The organism is Streptomyces globosus (assembly GCF_003325375.1).
In the GTDB taxonomy this organism is placed as follows: Bacteria; Actinomycetota; Actinomycetes; order Streptomycetales; family Streptomycetaceae; genus Streptomyces; species Streptomyces globosus_A.
In genome coordinates, this window is sequence record NZ_CP030864.1 from 292215 (window position 1) to 318585 (window position 26371).

Here is a 26371-nt window from a genome sequence, read left to right on the forward strand (position 1 = left end):
ACCAGTGACGGCCCTCAGCCATTTACCGACCGGAGCCACTGACCTTTCGAAGGCCCGGCGGATCGCCATGGAGGGCGAATATGAGTACCACCGAGCGCCGCAGCCGAATAGAGGCCCTCGGCGCCTTTCTTCCCGCGGGACGCGAGACCAACGACGAACTCCGCGCGAAGGTGCCGAACCTGGGCGACGCGGACGTCCGCCGGATCACCGGCATCGCCGAGCGCCGCGTCCACGACCCCGACCCGGCCGCAGGCGAGGACTCCTTCGGGATGGCCCTCGCCGCCGCCCGCGACTGCCTGGCCGTCTCCCGCCACCGGGCGGCCGACCTCGACGTCGTCATCAGCGCGTCCATCACCCGCGTGAAGGACGGCAGCCGCTTCCACTTCGAGCCGTCCTTCGCCGGGATGCTGGCCAAGGAGCTGGGGGCCCGGCCCGCCGTCAGCTTCGACGTCTCCAACGCCTGCGCCGGCATGATGACCGGCGTGTGGCTGCTGGACCGGATGATCCGCTCCGGCGCCGTCCGCACCGGCATGGTCGTCAGCGGCGAGCAGGCCACCCGCGTCGCCCGCACCGCCGCCCGCGAACTGCGCGACTCCTACGACCCGCAGTTCGCCTCCCTCTCGGTCGGCGACTCCGCCGCCGCGGTCGTCCTCGACGAATCCACCGGCCCCGCCGACCGCATCCACTACATCGAGCTCATGACCTGCGCCGAATACTCCCACCTCTGCATGGGAATGCCGAGCGACCGCAGCCAGGGAATCGGCCTCTACACCGACAACAAGAAGATGCACGACCGGGAACGCCTCAAACTGTGGCCGCGGTTCCACGAGGATTTCCTCGCCAAGAACGGGCGCTCCTTCGAGGACGAGGAATTCGACCACATCATTCAGCACCAGGTCGGCACCCGGTTCATCGAGTACGCCAACCGGACCGCCGAGGCGGAGTTCGGCACGCCCATGCCGCCGTCCCTCCAGACCGTGGAGCAGTACGGCAACACCGCGACCACCTCCCACTTCCTGACCCTGCGCGACCACCTCCGCCGCACCCGCGCCGCGGCCGGCGACGGCACCGGCCCGGACCGGGACCGCGCTGCCACCGCCGGCGCCAAGTACCTCCTGGTGCCCGCCGCCTCGGGACTCGTCACCGGCGCGCTGTCCGCCACCGTCACCCACGCAGGGGCGTGATCCGCCATGGGCATCGTCATCACCGCATCCGCGACCGCCACCCACACCGACCCCGGCACCCCCGCCTCCGCAGCCGACCTCGCCGGGCGCGCCGCCCGCCGCTGCCTCGCCCGCGCCCGCGTCTCCCCGTCCGCCGTAGGCGTCCTCGTCAACGTCGGCGTCTACCGCGAGAACAACACCTTCGAACCGGCCCTCGCCGCCCTGGTCCAGAAGGAAACCGGCATCAACCCCGACTACCTCGCCGACCCCCAGCCCGCCGCCGGCTTCTCCTTCGACCTCATGGACGGCGCCTGCGGCGTCCTCAGCGCCGTCCAGGCCGGCCAGTCCCTCCTCGCCACCGGCACCACCGAGCGGCTCCTCATCACCGCCGCCGACGTCCACCCCGGCGGCGACGCCTCCCGCGACCCCGACTACCCCTACGCGGACCTCGCGGGCGCGTTCCTCCTCGAACGCGACGCCGACCCCGGCACGGGCTTCGGGCCCGTACGCCACTACGGCGGCGACCGGCCCACCGACGTCGCGGGCTACCTCGACCTCGACACCATGGGCACCGGCGGACGCTCCCGCATCACCGTGCACCGCACCCCCGGCCACGAGCAGCGCACCGCCGAACTCGCCGCGGCCGCGGTCGCCGCGTACACCGCCGAGTTCGGCCTCGACACCGGCCGCACCCTCGTCATCGGCCCGGACGCCCCCGCGGGCGCCGGCGGCGATCCGGGACGCGGCCGGCCGCACACCGCGGCCCCCGTCCTCGGCTACCTGCACGCCCTGGAACACGCCCGCCCCCAAGGCGTCGACACCCTCCTGTTCGTCACCGCCGGCGCCGGACCGCGAGCGGCCTGCGCCTCCTACCGCCCGCAGGGATGGTGACCGCCATGCCGACCACGACCGCCACCCCGGCCGGAGCCCGGCCCGCAGCCGCCGACGACCTCGGCGCCCACAGCCTGGCCGGCCTCCTCGAACGCAACGCCCGCGCCTTCCCCGACAAGCCGGCCGTCATCCACCCGGTCGGCGGCCCGCGGCGCGACGGCGCCCGCCCCGCCTACCGGACCCTCACCTACGGCCGGCTCCAGCAGACCGTCGAGGAGCTCGCCGCCGGCCTGGCCCGCGCCGGCATCACCAAGGGCACCAAAACCGTCCTGATGGCGCCGCCCGGACCCGAACTGTTCGCCCTCGCCTTCGCCCTCTTCCGGGTCGGCGCCGTGCCCGTCGTCGTCGACCCCGGCATGGGCGTCCGCCGGATGCTGCACTGCTACCGCACCGTCGGAGCCGAGGCGTTCATCGGGCCGCCCCTCGCGCACGCCGCCCGCCTCCTCGGCCGCCGCACCTTCGCCGGGATCCGCGTCCCCGTCACCCTGGGACGGCACCGCCTCGGCAGGGCCCGCACCCTCACCGCCTTACGGACCCTCGGCGCCGAGGGCGGCGCGGCCGCACCCGTGGCCGCGGGCCGCGACGACCTGCTGATGATCGGCTTCACCACCGGCAGTACCGGCCCCGCCAAGGGCGTCGAGTACACCCACCGCATGGCCCTGTCCATCGCCCGCCAGATCGAGGCCGTGCACGGCCGCACCCGCGACGACACCTCCCTGGTCACCCTGCCGTTCTACGGGGTCCTCGACCTCGTCTACGGCTCCACCCTCGTCCTCGCCCCGCTGGCCCCCTCCCGCGTCGCCCAGGCCGACCCCGCGCTCGTCGTCGACGCACTCGAACGCTTCGCCGTCACCACGATGTTCGCCTCCCCCGCCCTCCTCGGCCCCCTCGCCGCCCACCTCGGCGCCGCCGCCCCCGGCCGCCACCCGCTGCCCGACCTGCACTGCGTCGTCGGCGGCGGAGCACCCGTACCGGACACGACGGTGGCCGCGCTGCGCCGCGTACTGGACCCGCGGGCCCGCATCCACGTCACGTACGGGGCGACGGAGGCGCTGCCGGTCACGTCGATCGAGGCGGAGGAACTCCTTGGCCCGGCCGCGGACGCGGACGCGGCCCCCGGCGGTGGCGGCGGTGGCGGCGGTACGGCGGCACGCGCCGCCGAAGGCGCCGGAACCTGCGTGGGACGCCCCGTCCCCGGCATCCGCCTCGCCATCCTGCCCGTCACGGACGGCCCGCTGCCCCTCCCCACACCCCACCTCCCGGCGGGCCGGGTCGGCGAGATCGCCGTCCGCGGCGACTGCGTCAGCCCCCGCTACCACCACTCCCCGGACGCCGACCGGCTCCACAAGGTGCCCGACGCCGCCGACCCCGCCGGCCCCGCCTGGCACCGCACCGGCGACCTCGGCTACCTCGACGACGACGGCCGCCTCTGGTTCTGCGGCCGCTCCGCCCAACGCGTCCGCACCGAGCACCGCGACCTCCACACGGTCCGCTGCGAGGGCGTCTTCAACGCCCACCCCCAGGTCCGCCGCACGGCCCTGGTCGGCATCCCCGCAGCCCCGGACAGCGGCTGGGGCCGCGGCGGACGCACGACGACCCGCAGCGGCACCGCACGCGGCACCGCCCAGAGGACGATTCCCGCCCGCGCCGCCGCAGGCAGCAGCGCACACACGAACACCGACACCGCCCACCGCACCGCCGAGGGCGGCACCGCCGCGGGCAGCGCGACAGCCGCCGGCGGCTCAGCGCCCGGAGGGCCATCCGGCACCGCCCCCGGCGGTGCGCCCGCGGACCCGCGGCGGGACCGCCTCCGCCCGGTCGTCTGCGTCGAGACCGTCGACGAGCACCTCGACGACGCCGCCTGGCAGCGCCTCACCGCCGAACTGCGCGCCCTCGCCTGCGCTCACGCACCGACCACCGGCGTCGAGGAGTTCCTGCACCACCCCGGCTTCCCCGTCGACATCCGGCACAACGCCAAGATCGGCCGCGAGGAGCTCGCCCGCTGGGCCGAACGCCGCCTCACCCCTCCCACCTCCCCGACACCCCGCCGGCGCGCCGCCCGGCTCGTCCCGCTCGCCGGGTGGGCGTACCTCGTCGGCGGCGCCGTGTGGGCGGCGGCCGTCGGCGTGCCCGAAGCGCGCCTGCCGCGCCTGCTGTGGTGGGCGGACGCCGTGCTCAGCACCGCCGGGCACGCCGTCCAGATCCCGCTGGCCCTGCCCCGGGCCCGCGCGGCCGGCATCCGCCGCCCCGCCGCCGTCGGCCTGACCATGCTCTACGGGGCGACCTGGTGGCGGCAGCTGTGAAAATCCTGATCACCGGAGCCACCGGCTTCCTCGGGGGCCACCTCGCCGACGCCTGCCTGCGCTCCGGCCACGGCGTACGCGCCCTCGTCCGCCCCGGCAGCGACACCGACCGGCTGCGCACCCTGCCCGGAGTCGAACTCGTCACCGGCGACCTCACCCGCCCCGACTCGCTCCGGCGCGCCGCCGACGGCTGCGAAGCCGTCCTGCACAGCGCCGCCCGCGTCGTCGACCACGGCACCCGCGCCCAGTTCACCGAAGCCAACGTCACCGGCACGCTGCGGCTGATGGACGCCGCCCGCGCCGCCGGCGCGCGCCGGTTCGTGTTCGTCTCCAGCCCCAGCGCGCTGATGCACCTGCGGGAGGGGGACCGGCTCGGCATCGACGAGACCACCCCCTACCCCACCCGCTGGTTCAACGACTACTGCGCGACCAAGGCCGTCGCCGAACAGCACGTCCTCGCCGCCGACACCGCCGGCTTCACCACCTGCGCCCTGCGGCCCCGCGGCATCTGGGGGCCGCGCGACCACGCCGGGTTCCTGCCCCGCCTCATGGGCGCCCTGCACGCGGGACGCCTCCCGGACCTGTCGGGCGGCAGACCTGTCCTGGTCTCCCTCTGCCACGTCGACAACGCGGTCGACGCCTGCCTGCGGGCCGCCGTGTCCGCCCCGGCGGAACGCATCGGCGGGCGCGCGTACTTCGTCGCGGACGAGGAGACGACCGACCTGTGGCCGTTCCTCGCCGACGTCGCCGCCCGCCTCGGCTGCCCGCCGCCCGCGCCCCGCATCCCGCTGCCCGCGGGCCGGGCGCTCGCCGCGGCGGTCGAGGCGGTGTGGCGGCTGCGCCCGGACGCCGCGGCCCGGGCCCGGACGAGCCCGCCGATCAGCCGGTACATGATGGCCCTGCTGACCCGTTCGAGCACGTACGACACGACGGCGGCCCGCCGCGACCTCGGCTACACCCCCGTCCGCACCCGGGAGGACGGCCTGGCCGGCCTGACCCGCTGGGTCGCCGCGCAGGGCGGCGTCGCGTCCTGGACGGCCCCCCGCCCCCGCCCCGCCCACACGCACACCCCGGACGCCACACCCCCGGCCCCGGCACGCGCCCCGCACCCGCCGGCAGAAACGGCACCAGGCGGCGGCACCGCCGGACCCCGTACCGCAGCCGCACACACCGCGGCCCGCCCGCGCCGGCAGCACGCCGCCCCCGCCACCCCGCGCAGCACCGCCCACCCGCACACCGGCCCCGCAGCGGACCCCGCCGAACACCCGGCCCCGCACCCTCCGGCCGACACACCGCCGGGCTCTGCACCTGCCTCCGGTACTGCACCTGCCTCCAGTCCTGCGCCGGCCTCCGGTATCGCGCCGGCCTCCGGTACGAGCCCGACGTCCGCTCGCGGCCCCGCCGACATCCCGTCCGCTGCCGCGGGCCGCGGCCGCCGCGCCGCACGCGGTCCCGCGGGACAGCCCAGGCCCCCCGGCACGCCGCGCCGCGCAGCGGCAGAGCCCGAGAGCGACGACTCCGGCCGCCCCTCGCACGGGACCCGCCCCACCGGCACCACACGTGCCGGAGCCGCGCGGCCCGCAGACGCCGGCGGAGGGGCGGCGCCCGGAGGGGGGACGCCGCGTCACGGATCCACCGATCCGGCCGGACCCGCCGGCCGAGAGGACACCTCACGATGACCACCAGCACACCGCACCCGCCCGGCACCTCGAACCAGCCGGAGGAGCCCCGCACACCCGCAGCCTCCGACGAGGCGGGCCCGCAGAAGGCTCCAGGCCCGGCGGAGGCGCCCCGGCCGTCCGCCGGGTCCGGCACACCCGCCCCGCCGGAGGAGGCCCGCACGCCCGGCGGTGTGTACCGGCGGCCCGTGTCGCCCACCGAGCGGCTCTACCTCGCCGCCGGGCAGCCGCGCGGTGCCATGGCCCTGCGGATCGTCGTCGAAGGCGACGGCCTCCCCGACCCCGACCGGCTCCGCGCCGCCGTCGCACGGGCCGCGCAGACGTGCCCCGGCTCCCGGCTCGTCCGCAGCGGCCCCCTGTGGACGGCCGGGGGCCCGCCGCCGCACGTCCTCCACGCGCCCCCCGCCCGGGGCCGGTTCGACGTATCGGACCCGCACACCGCCCGCCTCCTCACCGACCGGTCCGGCCCGGCGGACCAGCCGGGCTGCGAGGTGCTCGTCGTGCCCGGTGCCGGAGGTGCCCGCACCACCCTCGTGTTCAGCGCCTCGCACGCCCTGATGGACGGGCACGGCGCCCTCACCTGGGTGCGCGAGGTCTTCCGCGCCCTCCGCGGCGAGGCCGCCCGGCCCGCCGCCGACCCGTCCACCGACCTCGGCGTGCTGCGCCGGCTCGCCGCCGACCAGGGCGGCCGACCCCGCCGGCGGCCCGCGCCGCTGCCAGGGCGGCGCTCCCCGCTCGGCCCCGCCGCGGCCGCCGGCTCCCCGTCGCAGACGCTGTGGCTGCGCCGCACCCTGCCCGGCCGGCACCCCGCGCTCACCGCCCGGCTCGCCCAGGCCGTCGCCGACACAGCACGGCTCGACACGCGCGCCATGGTCCCCGTGGACCTGCGCCGCCACCTCCCGCACCTCGCCGCCGCCACCGGCAACCTGACCCTGCCCCTCTTCCTCGACCTGCGCCCCGGCCAGGACTGGGCCGCCGCCCACACCCGCCTGCTGACCGCCCTCGCCGAGGGCGGCGAACTCGCCGCCGGGTTCGAAGCTGGGCTCGTCCGCCGCCTGCCCGGCCCGGCCCTCGCCGCGCTGCTGCGCGCCGCGCAGTCCGCCGCCGTACGCACGGACCGGCACCTGGCCTCCGCCGTCGTCTCCCACCTCGGGCGGCTCGACACCGGCGAACTCTCCGGCGGCGGGTTCACCGCCGCCACGGCCTACGCCCTGCCCGTGCACGCGCCGCTGGTGCCGCTGTCGTTCGCCGTCGCGGAGACGGCCGACACGACCGAGATCACCCTCGGCGTCCGCGCCGCCGACCCCTCCCTGCCGCGCCGCGCCCCCGCCTTCCTGGACGCCGTCCTCGACCGGCTTCTCGCAGGCGGCGCCGACACTCGTACGGGCGCCCCGGCCGCCCCGGCTGTCCCCTCCGCCCAGGCCGCCCCGGCCGGCGCGACTGTCGTCGACCTCTTCCGCGCGCAGGCCGCCCGTACCCCCGCGGCCGTGGCCCTCGACGGGCCCGCCGGACCGGTCACCTACGCGGAACTGGACCGGCGTTCCGACGCGGTCGCCGCCGAGCTGGTGCGGCGCGGAACCGCCCGCCAGGACCTCGTCGGCCTCGTCGTGGACCGCACCCCGGAGGGCGTGGCCGCGCTGTGGGGGATCCTCAAGGCCGGCGCCGCCTACGTCCCCCTCGACCCGGCCCACCCCGGCCCGCGGGTCCGCGGCGTCCTCGCGTCCTGCGGCGCCCGTCTCACGCTGACCCGGCGCCACCTGGTCCCCGGACTCGCCGGGTTCGTCCCCGGCGAGCTCCTGGCCGTCGAGGACGTGCCGACGCCCGCGCAGCCCGCCGACCCCCCGGCTGCGGCCGGCACCGCACCGGCCCCGGGCGACCTGGCGTACGTCATGCACACCTCCGGCTCGACCGGCCGCCCCAAGGGCGTCCTGGTCGAGCACCGCGGGCTGGCCGCCTTCGTCCGCTGGATGACCGGCCTGTGCCGCGTCGGCGAAGGCACCCGCTTCGGCTTCGCCTCCTCCTACGCCTTCGACATCTCCTGCTTCCCGCTGTTCCTGCCCCTGCTGGCCGGCGGAACGGCCGTCCTCGCCCCGGAAGCGCCGTCCCCCGCCGTGCTCCGCGCGCTCGTCGCCGAACACCGGGCCGACACGCTCGCCCTGACACCGTCCCACCTGGCCCTCCTCGACGGCGACGGCGGCGGCCGCCTGCGCACCCTCCTGCTCGGCGGCGAGGAACTGACCCCGGCGGCCGTCCGCTCCGCGTACGCCGCCTTCGGCACCGGCTGCCGGCTGATCAACGGCTACGGGCCGACCGAGGCCACCGTCGCCTGCCTCGCCCACGTCGTGGACGACACCGAGACGGGCCCCTCGCTGCCGCTGGGCACACCGGGCCCGGACCTCCGCGTCGACCTGGTCGCGGAGGACGGCACGCCCATCGGGTCCGGCCCGCAGGACGCCGGCCGCGTCGGCGAGATCGTCGTCCACGGCGTGCAGGTGGCGCGCGGCTACCACCGCCCCGATCAGGCGCCCGCCGAACCGGCCGGCGCCGGCACGCCGTTCGCGACCGGGCCCGACGGGGTGCGCTCGTACCGCACCGGCGACCTCGGACGCCGCCTCCCGGGCGGCGGCATCGCCTTCGCAGGGCGGGCGGACGGCCAGGTGAAGGTGGCCGGCCACCGCATCGAGCCCGCCGAGATCACCGCAGCCCTGGAGGCACACCCCGGCGTGGCCCGCGCCGCGGTCACGACCCGGCGCCGACCGGGCGCACGGGGCCCGGTCCTGTGCGCGTACGCAGTCCCCGCCCGCGGCACCACGGCCACAGCCCCGGCGGCCGCCGACCCGGCGGCCCCGGCCGAGTCCGGCCCGGCGCCCTCCGCCGGTGCGCCCTCGGCGGACGAGCTCCGCGCCCACCTGGCCGGGATCCTGCCCCGGCACCTGATCCCGGCGCACATCCTGACCGTCGCAGCCCTGCCCGCCACCGTGAGCGGCAAGACGGACTTCGACGCCCTCCCCGACCCGTTCGCCGGAACCGCCGCCCCACCCACGGCCGAGCCTCCCGAGCCTCCCGAGCCGGCCGGCACCGACCCCGGCGGCAGCCCCGCGGCGCTGCACGCCCGCGTGGCCCGCCACTGGGCGACCGTCCTCGGGGTCGACGCCTCCGTGCTGACCGCCGACTCCGACTTCCAGGCGCTCGGCGGCGATTCGCTCGCCCTCGTCGAGATGCTGAGCGCCGTCAGCGCCGACCTGCTCACCCCGGACCAGGCGCGCCGCCTCACCGAGGACCTCGCCGTCCTGGTCCGCGACCTGACCCTCGGCCGGGTCTGCGACCGCCTCACCGCCGTACGCGAAGGAACCACCGCATGATCTTCGTCGGAGAGGGCGCCCTGCTGCGCCGTGCCGTCTCCCACGCCGCCGCCGGAGGCCACCGCGTCGACCTGGTCTGCTCTTCGGACCCGCTCGACGCGGCGGCCGCCGGCCCCGGCACGGCGCACCTCGCCGCGGCCGACGTCAACGCGGCGGCCGCCGACCTGGCGGCGGCCTGCACCGACGGGGTCGTCTGGTCGGTCAACAACCGGCAGGTCTTCCGCGCCCCGGTGCTGTCGCTGGGGCTCCGCATCGTCAACGTCCACAACGGGCTGCTGCCGCAGCACCGGGGACTGCCGTCCGCCGCCGTGGTGTTCGCGCTGCTCCACGGGGACACCGAGTACGGGGCCACCGTGCACGAGGTCGACGCCGGGATCGACACCGGCCCCGTGCTCGCCGAGCAGCGCTTCCCCATCGGGCCCGCGGACCGCTTCCACGAGGTGATGCTGCGCGGCGTTCGCGCCTGCCAGGCGCTGTTCGAGCAGACGCTGCCCGCCGTGGCCGCGGGCGAACGGCCCCCGGCCGCCCGGCCGAACCCGCCGGCCGCCGCAGGGCCGGGCGCGTACTACGGGCGGCGGGCCCTCGCCCGCCTCGGGGAGCACCGCGGCTCCCCCTCCTTCGCACGCGCCACCGACCTCGGCCCCTTCGCGGTCCACGCCCCCGAGGTCGCCGAGGCCCTGCACCGCGTAGGACCCTGAGCCGGGGCGGCCGCCCGGCCTCCCGTATGCGTACGGGAACTTCCTCCGCAGCAAACGGGGTTGGGCCGCCCCGCGACCCGATGCCATGATCGTTCCGCGGCGCGCGACCCGGCTGCCGGCCGACGGCCCGGGGCGTACCGCAGCGGACCCACAGGAGGGACCCGGCGTGCGCCGACTCGTCTACTACATCGCCACCACGCTCGACGGCTTCATCGCCGGCCCGGACGGCGCCGACCCGACCGGTCCGAACGGCTTCTGGCCGATCGCGGAGGACTACATCGAGCACCTCGTCGCCGAGTACCCGGAGACTCTGCCCGTCCATGCCCGGCAGGCGCTGTCCGTCACGGCCGAGGGCACCCGGTTCGACACCGTCCTCGAAGGGCGCCGCACGTACGAGATCGGCCTTGCGGCCGGCATCGCCGACGCCTACCCGCACCTGCGGCACCTCGTGTTCTCCCGCACCCTCACGGAGCTTCCCGACCCGGCCGTCGAGCTGGTCTCCGGCGACCCGGTGGCGACCGTGCGCGAGCTCAAGCAGCAGGACGGCAAGGACATCTGGCTGATCGGCGGCGCCGAGCTGGCCGGATCCCTGTACGCGGAGATCGACATGCTGGTCCTCAAGGTCGCCCCGCTCACCCTGGGCGACGGGATCCCGCTGTTCTCCCGCAAGGCGGTCTTCGACCCCCGCACGTGGACGCTCGCCGACCACACGGTCCTCAAGAGCGGAGCGGTGTTCCTCACCTACACCCGCACCACTGCCTGACCCCAGGGCGGCCCGGGCCCGCCCGGTGCGGGCGGGCCTACCGGCCGGAGGGAGCCGCCGGCCCCCGGGCGATCACGACGCCGGCTTCCCGGCGCCAGCCCAGCGAGGAGTAGAGGCGCCGCCCCTCCTCGCTGGCGATGAGGAGACCGGTACGGGCGCCCTGGGCCACGGCGGCCTCCGCCAGAGCGCCCATCACGGCGCGTCCCAGGCCGCGTCGCCGGTGCGCCGGGTCCGTCTCGATGCGGTCGGCGACCGCGTCGGCGCCGACCACGGCGACGGTGCCGCGCGCCGCCACCTCTCCGGAGGGGTGGCGGAGGGAGACGGCCGTGACCGGTCCGTCGGTGCGGACCTCGCGCTCGTACGGTGCGGCGGGCGCGTGCTGCGGGTGTCCGCCCAGATCGGCCGACATGAGCCACTCGGACCGGTGGAGCAGCTCCAGCCCGGCGGCGTTGACGACGGCTTCGACGGCGTCCGGGCGCTGCGTGGGCACCGTGAGCCAGGTGGTCTGCCTCGCGGCGGCCACGGCTGCCGCCAGCCGTGTCAACGATGCGGGGTCCTCGTCCGCGCGGAGCGCGAACACCTCGACCTCGCGGCCGGGTTGGTCGCACCTTGACCGCAGGCCGTCCCCGGCTGACCCGACCGACTCGGCCTCGGGCAGGGAGCGGGCCGCGGTCCAGCCGTTCAGCCAGCGCCGTATCAGCTCTGATTCGATCTTCGCCATCCGGCGATTAGAGCATGACCGCAACGGGTCGTGGGGCGAGCGGCCGTCCCCCGCCGCCGTCCGCTGACGGGTCCGGTTTGCCGCCGCGCAGGCCGCCCGCTCGGCTTCACCGACACCGACGGCACCCAGCCCGACTTCGCCGCCCACTGGGCCGACGCCCTCGAACCGGTCCACGGCCCCCTCGGCGAGCCGCTGTAGCCGCCGCCGGCCACCGCGTCGTCCCGGGCCCCGGTGCCCGGGCGCGCATCCGGCACCGGCATCCTGGTGCCCGGCGGGCCGACCGCCGGGCGGGCGGCGGAGCGCCCGTACGCGCACGAACGACCGGAGAAACCAGGATGCAGGACGCAGACCGCTGGCTGAAGCGCTTCACCCCCGCAGCCGGCCGCACCCCCGGCACGGCGGCCTACGCGCCCGTCACCGGCTTCCGCTCCCGTGTCGTCTGCCTGCCCCACGCCGGCGGCGCCGCCCCCGCCTACCAGCCGTGGGCCCGCCACCTGCCGGCCGACACCGAGCTGTTGGCCGTCCAGTACCCCGGCCGCCAGGAGCGGCTCGGCGAGCCCTGCCCCGACACCCTCGGCGAGCTCGCCGACGCGGTCGCCGCCGCCCTCGCCGCGCTCCCCGCCCTGCCCACCGTCGTCTTCGGCCACAGCATGGGCTCGCTCGTCGCGTACGAGACCGTCCTGCGGCTCGCCCGGCACGCCCCGCAGGCCCTGCCCGTCCGCCTCTTCGTCTCCGGCGCACCCGCCCCCGTACGCGACCGCACCAACCTGCCCGCCCTTGACGACGACTCCCTCCTCGCCTACGTCCGCGACCAGGGCGCCGCCCAGCCCGAGGTGTACGACATCCCCGAACTCCGCGAACTCCTGATGCCCTCCCTGCACGGCGACTTCGGGCAGCTCACCCGGTACCGCCCGGCCCGCCCCCTGGCCCGCGTCCCCGTCCCGGTGACCGCGCTCGGCGGCGACTCCGACGCGGGCTGCCCGCCCGAATCCCTCGCCACCTGGGCCGAGGCCACCACCGAGGACTTCACCTCCCGCATCTTTCCCGGCGGTCACTTCTACCTCCAGGGCCGCGAGGACACCCTGGCCGGCCTGGTCACGACCGCCCTCCGCGCGGCGGCCCGCTGACGGCGCCGTCCGGCCCCGGGCGCCGGTCGCGCCGCCGCAGGCCACGGCGTACGTTCCCCCGATCGCGTGCGCCCGGAGGGGGCCGGGTCCACCGCGCCCGCCGACGCCGGATCCGGCCGCTGCCTGCGCCGCGCCGCGCCGCGGAGGCCGCGGGCGGCCGAGGCCGTGACCGATCGGAGCGGCCGCCACCGGCCGAGGAGCAGGGGACGGGGGCCCGGGGAACACCACCGGTTCCCCGGCCCGACGGGCGGCAGCCCCAGGTGAGCCCCCGGCCCGGCTACCCGGCTGCTGTGGCCGCCGTCGCCGCGTCGGCCGGGTGGCCGGCGGCCGCCTGCGGGCCGTCCGGGATGTGGAGGACCGCTGCCGCGCCCGCCAAGACCGCCGCCCCGAGAGGGAAGCAGCCCTGCTGCGGCACGGTGTCGGTGCGCGCGCGGGCCGAGTCGGCCTCGGGGGCCGGAGCCAGCCCCCACGCGGCGCCCTCCGCCCGGCGCTGCAGCAGCCCCTCGTACGTGTCGGGCTCCGGCTCGCCCAGGCCGATCGCCGCGCTGCGGCCCAGGCTGCCCGCGACGAACGCGTACTCCGCCCCCAGCAGGGCCCCCACCACCGCGCCGGCACCGGACCAGGTGAGGTCCGCGTCGCCCAGCCGCATGCTGCTCGGCGGCCGCTGGAGGTGCAGGTTGTGCGCGGACACCAGCGTCGGGCCGCGCCCGGCCTCGGCGGCGCGGATGGCGAGCAGGTTCTCCGCCATCAGCCCGTCCCGCACGGCCAGCAGCCCCCGCAACCGCTCCGGCCGGTCCATTGGCCGCGCCGCCTGCCGGTGGTAGCGCAACAGGCCGCGCCCGGCGGCGAGGTGCACGCCCGCCCGGTGCCACTCCTCCCGCGACGTGGCCGCGATCCGCTCCGGGGCACGGGAGTACAGTGCGCCCCACAGGTCGTCGGCGAGCGCCAGCAGCGCCGCGGCCGCCGGCTCGGCCCCCGGCGAGGCCGCCGCGTCCAGCACCGCCTCCGGCCGGCTCCACCGCCCGTCGTCGCCGGCCAGCTCCGCGAGGTCGACGCCGAGGTCCAGGCCCAGGTGGGCGCGGGCGTGCTCCAGGTAAGGCCGGGGGCTGGGCGCGCTCATGGACTCCGTCGGCGCGTCGAAGCCGTGGAAGGCGAGCCGCTCCCGAGGGGGCCGGCTCCGGTTGTACGCGTGCATCCAGGCGACGAGCCGCCGGTTGGCCGCCGACTCACCCCAGCCGTGGCTGAACCCCTCGCGCATCACCGCGTCGAGGGTCCCCTGCCCCTTGCGGACGTAGTCGTCGACGGCGAGCGCGGCCACCCGGTCGACCTCCAGGGCGACCGACCGGAAGCCGAGCCCGACGAGCTGCTCGAACAGGTCGTTGCGGACCCACCCGAAGGCGGGTTCGAGGTGCGTCGGCTCTCCCAGGCCCAGCAGGCCGCACGACGCAGGGACGAATTTCCGGATCTCCCGACTCATCATGTCCCGCAAGCGTATCTTTGAAAGCCCCGTGGAGGCTTTGCTCCCCATCCGCCTTGGATAGAGGGCCTCTCCGTTTCCAAAGTCTCAAACAGCAGGGAAGCGATGCGCCCAGCCGACCTGGCCCGCGGCCACGGCCTCTCCACCCAGGCCGTCCGCAACTACGAGCGCGACGGGTTCCTCCCGCCCGCCGAGCGCACCCCCAGCGGCTACCGCGTCTACACCACGCTGCACGCGGCCGCACTGCGCGCCTTCCTCGCGCTCGTCGCCGCGTACGGGCACCAGCCGGCCGGCCGCATCATGAACGCCGTCCACCGCCACGCCCTCGACGACGCCCTCGACACCGTCGACCGGGGACATGCCCGGCTGCTGCGCGACCGGGAGACCCTCGCCGCCGTACGGCAGGCCGTCGGCCACCTGGCGGCAGAGCCGCCCCCCGCCCCCGACCGGCCCGCCCCCGAGCAGCCCACCTTTGCGCGGCCCGCCCGGGCCGGCGGGCCCCTGACCGTCGGCGAACTCGCCCGCCGGCTCGGCGTCACCCCGGCCACTCTGCGCAACTGGGAGGCCGCCGGCATCCTCGACCCCGCCCGCGATACCGGCACCGGGTACCGCGTCTACCGCGAGGCCGACGGACGCGACGCCGAACTCGCCCACCTCCTGCGGCGCGGCGGCTACCCCCTGGACCGCATCGCCACCGTCGTCCGGCAGATCCGCGCGACCGCCGGCACCGGGGCCGCCACCGGCCCGGGTGCCGACGCCCTCACCAGCGCCCTCGACGACTGGCAGCGCCGACTCACCGCACGGGGCGCGGCCATGCTCACCGCGGCCGCCCGGCTTGCCGACTACCTGGCCCTGCGCGACGGCCCCGCCCGGCCGGACCCCGCCGCCGCACAGCCGCCCGCCGGATGACCACGCCCCCTCGGCGCCCCGTCACGGGCCGTCGAACTCCGGCAGGGACGGCGCATGGCGGTACCACCGGGCCATGGCCGGATGCGTGAACGACCACCCGTCCGGCCCGGCCCGCAGCACCTCCTGCGCGGCGGCCTCGTCGAGCAGCCGGTACACCGCGTCCGGGGGCAGCCCCCACAGGGCGAACCGGGACGAGACGACCGCCCGGATCCAGTGCCCGGTCACGGTGCTGCCCGCCAGGAGCGGCAACAGCAGCACGAAGGCGGCCGAGGCGGCTACCAGGAGCAGCAGGCACATCATCAGCGCCATGATCTCCCCGACGATCCACAGCGTCTCCGCGGGGCGCACCGTCCGCCCGGCGGACCACGCGGTGAAACCCAGCACCAGCGCGGCCCCCGTCAGGAACAGGACGTCCACGACCGAATCCGACACCGCCACCGCGAACAGCAGCACCAGCCCGCTCGGAACGCCCTTCAGCAACCCCTGCCAGACCCGCCCGACCGGATCGCCGCGCGGCGCCCGCGGATCCAGCCTGTGCCGCTGGTACGCGTACCAGGCGAACCCGGCAAGCACGCCCAGCAGGAACCACGCCGGCCCCTGGTCCGAGTCGGACGTGCCGTACGCAGACCCGTAGTACGAGTCGTCGGCCCGGCTCACGGAGTCGTCCAGGCTCAGCATCAACCACACCAGCCCGCACATCAGCGCCGCATACGCGCCGGCCAGCCACCGGGACGGCCGCCGCCCGCAGTAGAGCACGCGCAGGTCGCCGACCGGCCCGCCCTCCTCCTTCTCCCGGAAGGCCAGCAGCCGCAGGGCCGTGTGGCGGCGCTGCTCGCGGAACGGCCCCCGGTGCTGGCGGTACGGCAGGTACGCCCCGAACAGGTGCCGCACCAGCCGGAGTTGCAGCGACTCCTCCGTCGCGTCCTCGGCGACCAGCTCCGCGGGGTCCGCGCGCCCGTCCGTGTACAGCAGCCGGGCGGCGCCGGCCAGGGTCGGATCGGCGAGGACCGCGGCGGCCGGCAGGTCGGGCCGGGTCGCGAGCGTCTCCAGCACCGGCGCCCACTCCCGCTGCTTGGTACGGGAACGGGAGCTGCGCTGGATCCACCCGTCGAGGTCGTCGACGCCGAGGGGGCGCAGCCGGACCCCGGCGCTCCCGGCGATGACGGTGTCGGTCCGCTCCACCGTGTCGGTGAACTCCGCCCAGCCGCTGACCAGGACGAACGGGGCCTGCTCGGGCAGCCGGTTGAACAGGTGCAGCGCGCAGGCCCGCTGGCGCAGGGTGAGACTGTCGAAGTCGTCGAGGATGGGCAGCAGGAGGTGTCTGCCGAGCAGGGTGCGGACGTCCTCGGCAGTGCAGCAGGTGAGCGCGCCCGCGATCCAGGCCAGCAGGTCGTCGACCGGGCCGGGCTGGGGGCGCCAGCCGCGCAGCGACACCAGCACGGGCACCGCCCCCGCGCCCGCCGAGGTCAGCAGCCGGGTGCCGAGGTGCCGGGCGAGCTGGGTCTTGCCGGAGCCGCGGTCGCCCAGGACGAGCAGGCGCCGCCCCCGGGCGAGGGCGTGGACGTCGGCGATGTCGTCGTAGCGCCCGTCGAGGTTGGGGGCGTCGGGGCCGGCGTCGGTGAAGTCCGGGCTGACGGTGGTGTAGCGCAGGGGGATCGGCGCCGGGTGGGCGGACACGCCCCAGGGCCGCCGGTCGGGGGCGAGGGTCCGCCAGGCGTCCCGTTCCAGGGAGCCGGGGCCCGGGCCGTCCGGGCCGGCGGCCGCCTCCCGGTCGGACGGGACGGCGGCGGGGTTCGCAGGGTCGGCGGGGTCCGCGGGCCCCGCCGACCCCGCCCGGGCGGGGATCGGAGTCGGGGTCGGCCCCGGCACGCCGGCGGCGGCGAGGGGGCCCGTACGCGGGTCGGAGCGGAGGCCTGCGCGGGGGGCTGCGGGAGGGGCGAGGTCCCTCGGGCCGGGCGGCGGCTCGGCGGCCGGGCCCTGCTGCGGCGGGACGACCCGGGCCCACTGGTGCTCCGCCCGGGCCCGCGCGTAACGGGCCTGCCACAGGTCGAGGTTGGCCTCCGGGTCGCACGCCTGCACCCACGCCCGTACGAGCTCCCAGCGCGGCAGGCTCCGCCCCGACGCGGCGGCGCTCAGCGCCCCCTTGCTCCAGTTGACGTCCGTGGAGAGGCGGGCCAGGGTCAGCCCGGCCGCGGCACGGAGCCCGCGCAGTTCCCGCGCGAGCTCCGCCAGGGCCGGGACGCTTGTGTCGAGCGGCTGCTCGGGCCGCCCGCGCCGTCCCGTCGCCATGTCGGCCGCTACCGGCCGGCCGGCGGGACGACGGGGCCGGCACCGTCCGTGCCGCCGTCGCCGGAGATGCGGCGGGCCAGCTCCAGGCCCGTCGTGGTGACCATCACGATCACCGCGAGGGACGTTCCCGGGTCCTGGCCGAGCACGGCCAGGACGGCGGTGACCACGGCCACCACCACGACGACGACCACCTTCACGCGTACGGGGGAGGGGCGTACGCCCAGCCCCGGAACCCAGTCAACGGAAGCCACGGACATTCCCATCACGGAATCCTCCGATCGAAGCAACGGTCCGGATCGAGGTGCGAAGCGCCTGCGCGGGCCCGCAGTTGGCGCTGCGGGCAGCCGCTCGGCGGCCGGAAGCCGACGGGCGCCCACCCACCATGCCCGAACGCCGCCCTCCCCGGCATTGGCCCGAAAAATGCCCCTATGGCCCGCTGTATCCACTGATGCCGGACCCGGTGAACATGCCGCCGCCCGGGCCGTCCGTCCGTGAACTATGCGCCTGGCGATACGTCCTCCGAGGTCACGGCCACCCTGGGGGCGGGGCAGCGTTCACGAAGAAGAGACCGCACTGAACAACACCCTCTGTCGCGCATACTGCCCTCGGGGGCGCATCCGTGAAGATTCGCGCCCCCTCCCGCGGGAGCCGACGGTCCGGATCCGCGCATCGGCGGGGGCCGTTGGCGCGGCCCCCGCCCCTCCGCCCCGCACACCGAAGACCCGCCGGGGCGTACGCCGGCACCCGCTCAGGCGGGAAGGCCGGTGCCAGTGCCAGTGCCGCTGCCGGCGCCCGGCAGGCCCGGCAGGCCCGGCGCGGCCGGTGCCTCCGGCGGTGCCCCGGCCGGATCCGCGGGCCGACGCGAGGCGATGCCGCGGGCCCGCGCCATCCGGTCGATGACCAGGCAGAACACCGGCGCGCTCACCAGCTCCACGACCAGCGCCTGCCACGGCGCGTCCGCGGCCGTCCCGGCGTCCGCCAACTGCCCCAGGGCGAGCGCCAGCCCGAACGACAGGACGTTGTTCGCCGTGTGCATGGCGATCACGGCCTCCAGCCCGCCGGTCCGCAGGACGAGCCACCCCCACCACAGCGCCGAGTACAGCAGCAGGAAGAAGCCGCTCCACCCGCCGAACCCGTGCGCCAGCGCGAACAGCACGGACGCCACGCACACCCCGGGCCAGGGGGAGCGCAGGAAGCCGCCGAAGAACTGGACGAGCCAGCCGCGGAAGATGAACTCCTCGGCCGCAGCCTGGAAAGGCACCAGCGCCGCGAACAACACCAGCCCCACCAGCAGCCGCGTCATCCCGGGGACGTCGCCCTCGAAGACCTCGTCCCCGGCCGCGAGCCACTCCCACAGCACGAGGACGCCCATCTGCACGGCCATGACCGCGAACGCCACGGCCGCGCACAGCCCGAGCCAGCGCCACCGCATCCGCCCGGCCACCGACACGACCGTCCCCGGCGGCCGCCTCCCGCACCACAGCACGCCCAGCAGCACCGCCGGGATGCCGAGCGCCAGGCCGGTCAGCGCGAGCGCCTGGTCGGCGAGCGGGTCGGCCAGCAGCCGGTCGCCTCCGTCCTCGGGGGCGGGGCCGAACCCCAGCGCCTGGCCGACCGCCATGCCGATCCCGACCAGCAGCACCATCGCCACCAGGAACAGCCCGGCCACGACGGCGAACTCGCCGAGGCGGTGCCAGGCGCGCTGACGCCCGTTTCGGGCCTGCTCGTGGTACTGCGTCCCGGCCGGCGCGGCGACCCGCCGCGGCGGCTCCGGCTGCACCGGCGGCCACCCCCAGGCCGCGCCGGGATGCGCATACGGCCCGCCGTGCGGAACGGCGGCGTAGGGCTGCCCGCCCTGCGCGCCCCCGTGATACGCCTCCCCGCCCCCGAGCGGCGGGGCCCCGGGGTACGCCTGCGGCCCGCCGTGGTGGGCCTGCGGCCCGGCCGCCGGCCCGGGGGGCGCCCACGGGTCGCCCGCCGATCCGGGAGGTGCCCACGGGTCGCGGCCCTCCGGCCGCTCCCGCGCGGCATCCCCTGCCCGGCCCGGCTCCGATATCTCCGACACGGCCGAAGCCCCTTTCACTCGCCTCGCCCCAGGACACCGCGATCACCGGGCCCGGCACGGCACACGGCCGCCCCGGCACCCTAAGCGATCACCCCCGCGCCCCTCCGCCGCCGGCCCGCGGGCGGGGGAGCGCCTACCGGGGGAGCACCTACCGGGGAGCCGCAGCGCGAGGCCGTCGAGGACGACCTCCAGCCCGTACGCGGACTTCGCGTCCCGCAGCGCGGCGGGATCGGCGCCGGCGGCGGCCGCAGGGGGCCGTCCCGGGCGCCCGCACCCGCCTGCCCGGCGCCGCCCCCGCCGGTGCGGGCCGCCTGCGCGGGCACGGGACGGGGCCCGGTCCGGATTCCGGTCGGGTCCGGTAGGTTGCCTGGCATGAGCACATCCCCGCCGTCCGGACCGCCCCACCCCCTCGGCGGGCAGCAGCCTCCCCCCGGTTCCGGTTTCGGGCCGCCGCCCGGCCCGCCCCCGCAGCAGCCCTGGGCCTTCCCGCCCGCGGCCGCGTCGCCCGCGGCCGCGTCGGCCGCGCCGCCGATGCCCGCCGTGCCGCCGTTCCCGCCCGGGGCCCCGTCCCGCCGCGGCGGCGCAGGCCGCACCCTCGCGATCACGGCCGGCGTCCTCGTCCTCCTCGGTGTCCTCGCCGTCCCCGCCCAGAAGGTCCTCGGCGCCGTCTCCACCAGCGCGTTCCCGCCGGCCGAGCACATGCTGACGGTCCCGCAGCACCTCCTCGGCGGCCGGTACACGCTGACCGACGACGAATCGGCGGCGATGAAGGAGGAACTGGCCGGCGAGGCCGTCCGGCGCGACCCCACCATCCACGACCCCCGGCCCGCCGTCGGCCGCTACAGCGGCTCCGCCGGGAAGAAGACCGCGGTGCTGTCGTTCTCCGGGCTGTACGGGCAGTTCAAGCACCCGGAAGCCGTCCGCGACTCGATCCTGCGCGGCGCCCGGACCTCCGAGGGCGCGGCCGAAGCCGGTCCGCCGCAGCTCTTCCGGCCCGCCGGCTCCGAGGTCGCCGTCAGCTGCCAGGTCCTGACGCTCACCGAGGAGGGCGCCAAGTCGACCGTCCCGGTGTGCGCGTGGGGCGACGGGAACACCGCCGCGTTCGTCGGCTGGGTCCTCCCGGACACCGTCGGCCGCGCCCCCGACGCGGTCGACCTGGCCGGCTTCGCCCGCCTGACCCTCGACGTCCGCGCCGAGACCCGGCGCCCCCTCAGCCCCTGAGCCCACCGCTGCCGCGGCCGCCCCCGCCGTCAGCGGCCTCGGCGCGACGAGGACATGCCCGCCACCGCCCGCCCGTTGTCGAACTGTCGAACTAATGACCGTCAAGGGTGCTCGTGTTCGATGCTGCCGCTCCGTGCGGCGGACACCGGAACGTGATGTCGATCACATGGGGCGCTTCGTGACGGAGGTTGGCTGCTCGTTGTTCACAGATGGCGGGCCGCAGTGAGGGAGTCCCCGCAAACCGGGCGAACCGTCTTGTTCGGAGGGCCGGTCCGCGCCGGAACGATTCAGGCCCCCCGCCGTGGCGGGGGGCCCACAAGGTGCACTCAGGCCATGAGATGCCTCTTGTCGGTGCGGTCAGTTGGAGCTGAGCCGCGCCCCCATGGTGGCGTGCCGCCAGGGGTCGTGTGGTGTCATTCGGGGCTTGTCCGAAACGGCGGCCGGCAAACCGTAACAACCTCAACAACACAACAATACCTCTGACATGGGCTTTCGATACCGCCGGCCAGGGCCCCGCCGATCAATTCCGCAGGCTTCTTCGGCGGCCCGGCGTGCCGCGCGCGGCCCCCGAGGCGGCCCGGCGCGCCCGCCTCCCCGGCGCCGCCTTGTACCAGACCGGGGTTCTTCATGAGGTAAGCGGAACCGGCGTGGCGTCCTGGTGCGGGTTATTCACGAACGCACAACCTCGCCGAGGGGGAGTGCAGCCAGGTGCCCGCCGAGGACCTCATGGGGCAGACTTGGAGCCGCGCACGCAAGCCGCGGAGGACATAGATCCTCCACCCGGCGGCGGGAGTTGGAGCTCCCGGCCGACGGGCCGGCGGCCACGTCTGCGAACCAACAGAACACGCACTCAGGCCGAATCACACCCCCGGGCCGCGGGATCCGCCCGCGGCCCGGGGCTGAGCGAGGGCGTCCCGGCAAGGGGCGCCCTCGCTCGTACACATCCCCCCATCCGAGCGGCCAGGCAGAACCGCTCGCTCCCGGGAGTCGAGATGCCCCACAGCACCACGCGCCGGCGCACCGCCATCGCCGCCGTCGCCCAAGCCCCCTCCCCGGGCGCCCGCGCCCGCGCCGGCGGCGCCCGTACCCGCGCCCCGTACACGGGAGCCCGCAAGCACACCCGCCGCACCTGCGCCCGCCGCGGCGAGCCCGGCCGCCGGGAGGTGGCCGGCCATGGCGCGTCCTGAGAACGAAATCCCGTCGGACGCGCCGATGGAGGTGGCGGAACTCGCCCGCCAGCTGCGCGCGCTGCGCCGCCGCAGCAACCTCACCTACAAGCAGCTGTCGTCCGTCTCGCACTACTCCGCCGCGGCCCTGTCCACGGCCGCCTCCGGCAACCGCGTGCCGAAGTGGGAACTCGTCGAGGCCTTCGTCCGCGGCTGCGGCTTCGGCGGCGACCTGCGCACCTGGCGGACCCTCCACCGCAACGCCGCCGCCCGGTTCGCCGGTGAGGAGGCCCGCAAGCACGCCTCCCGCAGCGCGGCCGCCGCCGACGCCGCGGCCACCGCCGACGGCGAGGCCCCGCAGACCCCGGCCGACGACCGGGACAAGCCCGAAGGGCGCCCCCGCACGCGCCGCGGCCGGCCCGCACCGCCCGCCCTGGACCCCAGCGCCCCCATACCCCCGCCCCCCGACGGACTCCTCGCCCTCGTCCAGCAGTTCACGGAAACCCACCAGCCCGACGAGCACCAGCGGGCCACCGGCACTGCCCCGGACCGCGTGCACACCGCCCTCGCCCTGTGTACCACCCCCAAGGACGTCCTGCAGGTGATGCGCGAGCTCGTCGCCGACCGCGGGCTGACCATCGCCGACCTGGAACAGCGCAGCCGCCGCGAGTACCCCATCTCCGGCGCCACCTTCTCCCACGTCCTGAACGGGGAGGACCTGCCCACCACCGAATGGCTCCACATCTTCCTGACGACGGCCTGCGGCCTGGAACAGGAGCGCACCTTGATCTGGCACCACACCGTCACCCGCATCAAGATCGCGACCCTGCGGCACGGCAGGCTCCCGCAGGAACCCCTCCCCGAGTCACCGGCCGTCGTCGCCGAACGGAGCCTCGCCATCGTCCGGACGCTGCTGTTCGCCCTGGCCGTCCTCCTCGCCGTCGCCGGCGGACTCGCGGTGTACGTCCTCCTGCGCTCCGCGCTCCCCGCCTTCGTGACCGGCCTCACCACCTTCGCCGCCTCGTGCGCCGTGGCGGCCTACATGGCGGGCGCCGAACCCCTGCTGGGCGCCCGCTCGCTCTGGAGGTGAGAGGCAGGCGGGGGTCCTGCGGCGACGCCCCGGCCGGAAACGACGACGGCTCGGCTCCCCAGCCCACACACCCTGCGGTGTACGGGCGGCCGGGAAGCCGAGCCGGTGGGCGTCCTGTTGGCGCAGGGCACCCGGGGTGTCAGCGTGTCCGAGGTCGGGACGATCGCCGTGAAACCAGCCGCCGGGGCGACTGCCTGCACCCAGAGTTGCCTCTTGGGAAGCGTTTATCCAGAGTAACCCGCCGACAGTTTGGTTACGAACCCGATCCCGCGAGGAAACCGCAGCTCACAGGAGGGTGGCGGGTTGTTAACTTACCTACCGAACCCCGTCCCGGCAGATGTGAACATCACCGCCTGTACCCAGGGGGCCGCCTGGTGGACGATGAACGGTGTCAGTGGCTCCGCCGCAAGGGAGTTGGCGCTCCCGGCGGGCCGACGAGGTCCACAGGGTCCCCTGCCGTGGAACCGTCCTGCGCGCCCACGGCAGTGGACCCTGTGTCAGAGACGAGAGGTCGTCGACGATGCAGGCGCACGTGCACCCCCGGGGAGGCATCTGCCTCCCCCTCCCGCAGCCCCCGCTATGGGGCTTCGACCCGTCCGCGGCGCTCCGCCGCCTCCGCCGCCGGATCACCGGCACCCTCCGCAAGTACGCCGCCCCCGTGCGGCTCGGCATGTACTCGGCGGTCGGCACCGCGACCGGCACCGCCGGGTACCTGGCGGGCCTGGCCCCGGACCAGTCGGTGGGCCTCGGCCTGAACGTCGCCGCCACCGCGGCGGCGTTCTGGCCGCCCCGGCCCGCCCCCGCGGCCGACCCCCGCCAGGGCGGGGCACGCTGATGCCCCGCCAGCCGAACCCCATCCGGGAGGACGCCTCCTCGGAGCTGCGCGAACTGGCGAGTGCCATGCGCGGCCTCAAGGAGGAGCACGGCCTCAGCTTCCAGACCCTCGCCCAGCGGGTCCACTACTCGACGGCGTCGCTGTCGAACGCCGTGTCCGGCAAGCGGCTCCCCACCTGGGAGGTCACCTGGGCGTTCATCCGCGGCTGCGACGACTCCGCGGACGAGGCCGTCTGGCGGGCCCGGTGGGCCGCCGCCGAGGAGGGCGAGCTGCGCCGCCTGCCCGCCGAGGACGGCACGGCCGCGGAGGCCGCGGTCCGCCGCCAGGCGGCCGGCGGGCCACGGCCGCGCCGGTCCGTGGCCGAACTGGTCCGCGAGGAGGTCGCCCGCCAGCAGCAGTCCACCTCCTGGCGGCCGTCCGAGGCCGACGCGGTCTCCACGGCGCTCGCGCTGTGCACGACCGCGGACGACTTCCGGGTCCTGCTGCGCGACCTGATGGCCTCCAAGGGGCTCGACCCCGACGAGGTCCGGGCCAACGCCCGCGCCCAGGGCCTGGGCCTCACCCGCACCAGCGTCTTCGGCATCCTCGACGGCGAGGACGTCCCCGACGCCGAGCCGCTCCACGCGTTCCTGCTGGGCTGCGGGGTCGGACCGACGGGGGTGGGGGCCTGGCACTCCACCGCCACCCGCATCAAGATCTCCCAGGCCCGGGTCGGGGAGTCCGCCGACGACGGCCCGGGGCACGCCCGGCGGGTGGTGACCTCGTGGCGCCGCTTCCGCGGCCAGCTCAACCTGGACACCACGATCGGCATGCTCTGCACGGTCGCCCTGACCCTGCTCCAGCTGATCGCGGTGGCCAAGCACGGCATCTGACGGTCCGACCGGGGCCGGGGGCCGCCACCCGCCGGGGGTGGCGGCCCCCGCGCGTCCCCGGGCTCCCGGTCGGGCGAGCAGACCGTGCCCGCCGCAGGCGGCGTACAGAAGCGGAATCCGCGGGCGGTCCCCTCGCAGGGTTCCGGACGGCCGCCCGACCGGATTCCGGCCCCCACTTCAAGGGCGCCCTAGCCGGACCTTAAGGGACGGATAACAGGGCGCCCACATCGCTTCCGGAGCCCGGAAGCGGACGGATTCGCGCTTAGGGTCACTGGCGTTGACCGAGGCACATCCGATGCCGCCGCCGTCTCCCCGGCGGATCGCCTGTTCACCAAGAGGTTCCTGATGTCCCGTAAGCGAATTGCCCTGGCCTGCGCGGCCGTGGTCGTCGGAGCGGCCTCCGTCGCCGTCCCCGTCGCAGCGAACGCCGGAGAGGACGGCGGGCTCGGCGCCACCTGCCGCATCACGGAGCAGTCCACCGCGTGGTGGGCGTCCGCCGAAATCTCCGTCGCCAACAAGGGGGACCGGCCCGTACGGGACTGGACCGCCCGGTTCGAGCTGTCGCAGGGCCAGGCCACCATCGACAACCCGTGGGCGTACGAACTCCGCCAGGACGGCAAGCGCGTCACCGTCAAGCCCATAGCCGACCGGGCCGACGTCGCCGCCGGCGCGACCCGGGCCGTCAAGGTCGGGATCAACCCCGCCGGCAAGGCCATCCCCAAGATCAGCGGCTGCAAGGCGACCGGCCCCGACAGCGGCAGCGGCAACGGGACCGGCACCGACGCCAGGGTCCCCGCCGACAGCGGCTCCTTCGTCAAGGACCACGCCGCCGTCCACCTGATGTGGAAGCCGCCGGCCGGCGCCGCAGACACCGACCGCTACGAGGTCTTCCAGAACGGCAAGCGGCTCAAGACGGTGACGGGCACGATGACCGACATCGAGAAGCTCGCGCCCGGCACCCGCTACACCTTCAAGGTCCGCACCCTCCGCGCCGACGGCAGCACCTCCGGCTTCAGCAAGGACATCGTCCTCACCACCCACGCCGCACCCGGCCAGGACGCCGCGAAACCGGTCATCCCCGCCGACCTCGAAGCCACCGCCTCCGGCCCCTACCAGGCCACCCTGCGCTGGCACCCGGCCACCGACGACGTCGCCGTCACCGGCTACCGCATCTACCGCAACGGCACGCGCGTCCAGGAAGCCGACGCCAAGGCCGACACCGCCACCGTCTCCGGCCTCACCCCGAGCACCGCCTACCGCTTCAAGGTCACCGCGGTCGACGCCTCCGGCAAGGAGTCCGAGCCGACCCGCGAGGCCGGCGTGACCACGGCACCGGCACCCGGCGGCGGCACGGGCGGCGGCACGGGCACGGGAGCACCCGGCGACTTCACCGCCACCACCTCCACCAAGCAGGACGGCCCCGTCACCCAGCACTACCTCAACCTCGCCTGGTCCGTCCCCCGGAACCTCGGCCAGATCACGACCTACCAGGTCTACCTGAACGGCAAGCCGGCCCAGACCTTCATGTGGGGCACCGCCACCCCCGTACTGCCCGTGCCGACCACGAAGGGCACCCGCGAGGTCCTCGTCGGCTCCCACCCCGGCACCACGTACACGGTGAAGATCCGGGCGCGGCTCGGCGACGGCACCTGGGGCGCCTTCTCCCGCGAACTGACCGTCAAGACCGGCGGCTGACCTGCGGCCACGCGCCCCGCGCCCCGCGGCCCCGCGCCCGCCCGA

Annotated in this window: 20 protein-coding genes and 2 pseudogenes; 17 read left to right on the top strand and 5 right to left on the bottom strand. The window is 76.4% G+C overall.

Annotated features, from left to right (window positions below):
- Positions 1-80 precede the first annotated feature (80 nt).
- The 8 genes and pseudogenes from C0216_RS32130 to C0216_RS32160 all read left to right on the top strand — a co-directional run bounded on the left by C0216_RS32130 (position 81) and on the right by C0216_RS32160 (position 10859).
- Entirely contained in the window at positions 81-1184 is a 1104-nt protein-coding gene (locus tag C0216_RS32130) for a 3-oxoacyl-ACP synthase III family protein (RefSeq protein ID WP_114059297.1), read from the top strand.
- 6 nt (positions 1185-1190) lie between these two features.
- Complete coding sequence (locus C0216_RS32135) at positions 1191-2054, top strand: hypothetical protein (RefSeq protein WP_114059298.1); 864 nt, start codon at positions 1191-1193, stop codon at positions 2052-2054.
- 5 nt (positions 2055-2059) lie between these two features.
- A complete protein-coding gene (locus C0216_RS32140; protein WP_162793375.1) occupies positions 2060-4357 on the top strand; it encodes an AMP-binding protein in 2298 nt (765 codons plus the stop codon).
- Positions 4342-6036 (top strand): NAD-dependent epimerase/dehydratase family protein, encoded by a 1695-nt coding sequence (locus C0216_RS34180; protein ID WP_246043009.1) that lies wholly within the window; start codon positions 4342-4344, stop codon positions 6034-6036. The genes C0216_RS32140 and C0216_RS34180 overlap by 16 nt, the downstream gene beginning before the upstream one ends.
- Before the next feature lie 869 nt (positions 6037-6905).
- Positions 6906-8717, top strand: a pseudogene (locus tag C0216_RS35415) (amino acid adenylation domain-containing protein); the annotation flags it as partial.
- A gap of 42 nt (positions 8718-8759) precedes the next feature.
- Complete coding sequence (locus C0216_RS35420; RefSeq protein ID WP_428985510.1) at positions 8760-9398, top strand: phosphopantetheine-binding protein; 639 nt, start codon at positions 8760-8762, stop codon at positions 9396-9398.
- Positions 9395-10096, top strand: coding sequence for a formyltransferase family protein (locus C0216_RS32155; RefSeq protein WP_114059302.1), 702 nt, complete (start codon positions 9395-9397; stop codon positions 10094-10096). The genes C0216_RS35420 and C0216_RS32155 overlap by 4 nt, the downstream gene beginning before the upstream one ends.
- A 166-nt stretch (positions 10097-10262) precedes the next feature.
- Positions 10263-10859, top strand: a complete 597-nt coding sequence (locus tag C0216_RS32160; RefSeq protein WP_114059303.1) for a dihydrofolate reductase family protein — start codon at positions 10263-10265, stop codon at positions 10857-10859.
- 37 nt (positions 10860-10896) lie between these two features.
- Here C0216_RS32160 and C0216_RS32165 read toward each other — a convergent pair whose 3' ends face one another.
- A complete protein-coding gene (locus tag C0216_RS32165; RefSeq protein ID WP_114059304.1) occupies positions 10897-11580 on the bottom strand; it encodes a GNAT family N-acetyltransferase in 684 nt (227 codons plus the stop codon).
- Positions 11581-11682: 102 nt separating this feature from the next.
- Between C0216_RS32165 and C0216_RS32170 the strand changes: the two are divergent.
- Positions 11683-11778, top strand: a pseudogene (locus tag C0216_RS32170) (short-chain dehydrogenase); the annotation flags it as partial.
- Positions 11779-11915: 137 nt separating this feature from the next.
- The gene (locus C0216_RS32175) at positions 11916-12707 is read left to right on the top strand and encodes a thioesterase II family protein (protein ID WP_114059305.1); all 792 of its coding nucleotides are present in this window, start codon (positions 11916-11918) and stop codon (positions 12705-12707) included.
- Between the two features lie 277 nt (positions 12708-12984).
- Here the strand turns inward: C0216_RS32175 and C0216_RS32180 are convergent, their stop codons facing one another.
- A complete protein-coding gene (locus tag C0216_RS32180; protein ID WP_114059492.1) occupies positions 12985-14184 on the bottom strand; it encodes an erythromycin esterase family protein in 1200 nt (399 codons plus the stop codon).
- A 105-nt stretch (positions 14185-14289) separates the two neighbouring features.
- Between C0216_RS32180 and C0216_RS32185 the strand changes: the two genes are divergently transcribed.
- The gene (locus C0216_RS32185) at positions 14290-15093 is read left to right on the top strand and encodes a MerR family DNA-binding transcriptional regulator (RefSeq protein ID WP_114059306.1); all 804 of its coding nucleotides are present in this window, start codon (positions 14290-14292) and stop codon (positions 15091-15093) included.
- Between the two features lie 21 nt (positions 15094-15114).
- On the opposite strand, the gene C0216_RS32190 is transcribed toward C0216_RS32185, so the two are convergent.
- The 3 genes from C0216_RS32190 to C0216_RS32200 form a co-directional block, all read right to left on the bottom strand.
- A complete protein-coding gene (locus C0216_RS32190; protein ID WP_114059307.1) occupies positions 15115-17382 on the bottom strand; it encodes an XRE family transcriptional regulator in 2268 nt (755 codons plus the stop codon).
- An 8-nt stretch (positions 17383-17390) separates the two neighbouring features.
- Complete coding sequence (locus tag C0216_RS32195) at positions 17391-17633, bottom strand: hypothetical protein (RefSeq protein WP_162793376.1); 243 nt, start codon at positions 17631-17633, stop codon at positions 17391-17393.
- Positions 17634-18130: 497 nt separating this feature from the next.
- Positions 18131-19162: a CPBP family intramembrane glutamic endopeptidase gene (locus C0216_RS32200; protein ID WP_114059309.1), complete on the bottom strand. Its 1032-nt coding sequence runs from the start codon at positions 19160-19162 to the stop codon at positions 18131-18133.
- A gap of 657 nt (positions 19163-19819) precedes the next feature.
- Here C0216_RS32200 and C0216_RS32205 point away from each other — a divergent pair.
- From C0216_RS32205 to C0216_RS32230, 6 genes are all read left to right on the top strand, one after another.
- Positions 19820-20668, top strand: a complete 849-nt coding sequence (locus C0216_RS32205; protein WP_114059310.1) for a hypothetical protein — start codon at positions 19820-19822, stop codon at positions 20666-20668.
- 992 nt (positions 20669-21660) lie between these two features.
- Entirely contained in the window at positions 21661-21855 is a 195-nt protein-coding gene (locus tag C0216_RS32210; RefSeq protein ID WP_114059311.1) for a hypothetical protein, read from the top strand.
- Positions 21842-22924, top strand: a complete 1083-nt coding sequence (locus C0216_RS32215) for a helix-turn-helix domain-containing protein (protein ID WP_114059312.1) — start codon at positions 21842-21844, stop codon at positions 22922-22924. The genes C0216_RS32210 and C0216_RS32215 overlap by 14 nt, the downstream gene beginning before the upstream one ends.
- A 520-nt stretch (positions 22925-23444) precedes the next feature.
- Positions 23445-23759 carry a hypothetical protein gene (locus C0216_RS32220; RefSeq protein WP_114059313.1) on the top strand — a complete coding sequence of 105 codons (315 nt, stop codon included), beginning with the start codon at positions 23445-23447 and terminating at the stop codon, positions 23757-23759.
- Positions 23759-24631 (top strand): helix-turn-helix domain-containing protein, encoded by an 873-nt coding sequence (locus C0216_RS32225; protein ID WP_114059314.1) that lies wholly within the window; start codon positions 23759-23761, stop codon positions 24629-24631. Before C0216_RS32220 ends, C0216_RS32225 begins: the two co-directional genes overlap by 1 nt.
- 345 nt (positions 24632-24976) lie before the next feature.
- Entirely contained in the window at positions 24977-26326 is a 1350-nt protein-coding gene (locus C0216_RS32230; RefSeq protein WP_114059315.1) for a fibronectin type III domain-containing protein, read from the top strand.
- The last annotated feature ends 45 nt before the right edge of the window (positions 26327-26371 follow it).

What these genes read in the sequence shown, in the direction of transcription:
- C0216_RS32130 (WP_114059297.1), top strand. Translation starts at nt 81, where the DNA reads ATGAGTACCACCGAGCGCCGCAGCCGAATAGAGGCCCTCGGCGCCTTT.
- C0216_RS32135 (WP_114059298.1), top strand. Translation starts at nt 1,191, where the DNA reads ATGGGCATCGTCATCACCGCATCCGCGACCGCCACCCACACCGACCCC.
- C0216_RS32140 (WP_162793375.1), top strand. Translation starts at nt 2,060, where the DNA reads ATGCCGACCACGACCGCCACCCCGGCCGGAGCCCGGCCCGCAGCCGCC.
- C0216_RS32155 (WP_114059302.1), top strand. Translation starts at nt 9,395, where the DNA reads ATGATCTTCGTCGGAGAGGGCGCCCTGCTGCGCCGTGCCGTCTCCCAC.
- C0216_RS32165 (WP_114059304.1), bottom strand. Translation starts at nt 11,580, where the DNA reads ATGGCGAAGATCGAATCAGAGCTGATACGGCGCTGGCTGAACGGCTGG.
- C0216_RS32175 (WP_114059305.1), top strand. Translation starts at nt 11,916, where the DNA reads ATGCAGGACGCAGACCGCTGGCTGAAGCGCTTCACCCCCGCAGCCGGC.
- C0216_RS32180 (WP_114059492.1), bottom strand. Translation starts at nt 14,184, where the DNA reads ATGAGTCGGGAGATCCGGAAATTCGTCCCTGCGTCGTGCGGCCTGCTG.
- C0216_RS32185 (WP_114059306.1), top strand. Translation starts at nt 14,290, where the DNA reads ATGCGCCCAGCCGACCTGGCCCGCGGCCACGGCCTCTCCACCCAGGCC.
- C0216_RS32190 (WP_114059307.1), bottom strand. Translation starts at nt 17,382, where the DNA reads ATGGCGACGGGACGGCGCGGGCGGCCCGAGCAGCCGCTCGACACAAGC.
- C0216_RS32205 (WP_114059310.1), top strand. Translation starts at nt 19,820, where the DNA reads ATGAGCACATCCCCGCCGTCCGGACCGCCCCACCCCCTCGGCGGGCAG.
- C0216_RS32210 (WP_114059311.1), top strand. Translation starts at nt 21,661, where the DNA reads ATGCCCCACAGCACCACGCGCCGGCGCACCGCCATCGCCGCCGTCGCC.
- C0216_RS32215 (WP_114059312.1), top strand. Translation starts at nt 21,842, where the DNA reads ATGGCGCGTCCTGAGAACGAAATCCCGTCGGACGCGCCGATGGAGGTG.
- C0216_RS32220 (WP_114059313.1), top strand. Translation starts at nt 23,445, where the DNA reads ATGCAGGCGCACGTGCACCCCCGGGGAGGCATCTGCCTCCCCCTCCCG.
- C0216_RS32225 (WP_114059314.1), top strand. Translation starts at nt 23,759, where the DNA reads ATGCCCCGCCAGCCGAACCCCATCCGGGAGGACGCCTCCTCGGAGCTG.
- C0216_RS32230 (WP_114059315.1), top strand. Translation starts at nt 24,977, where the DNA reads ATGTCCCGTAAGCGAATTGCCCTGGCCTGCGCGGCCGTGGTCGTCGGA.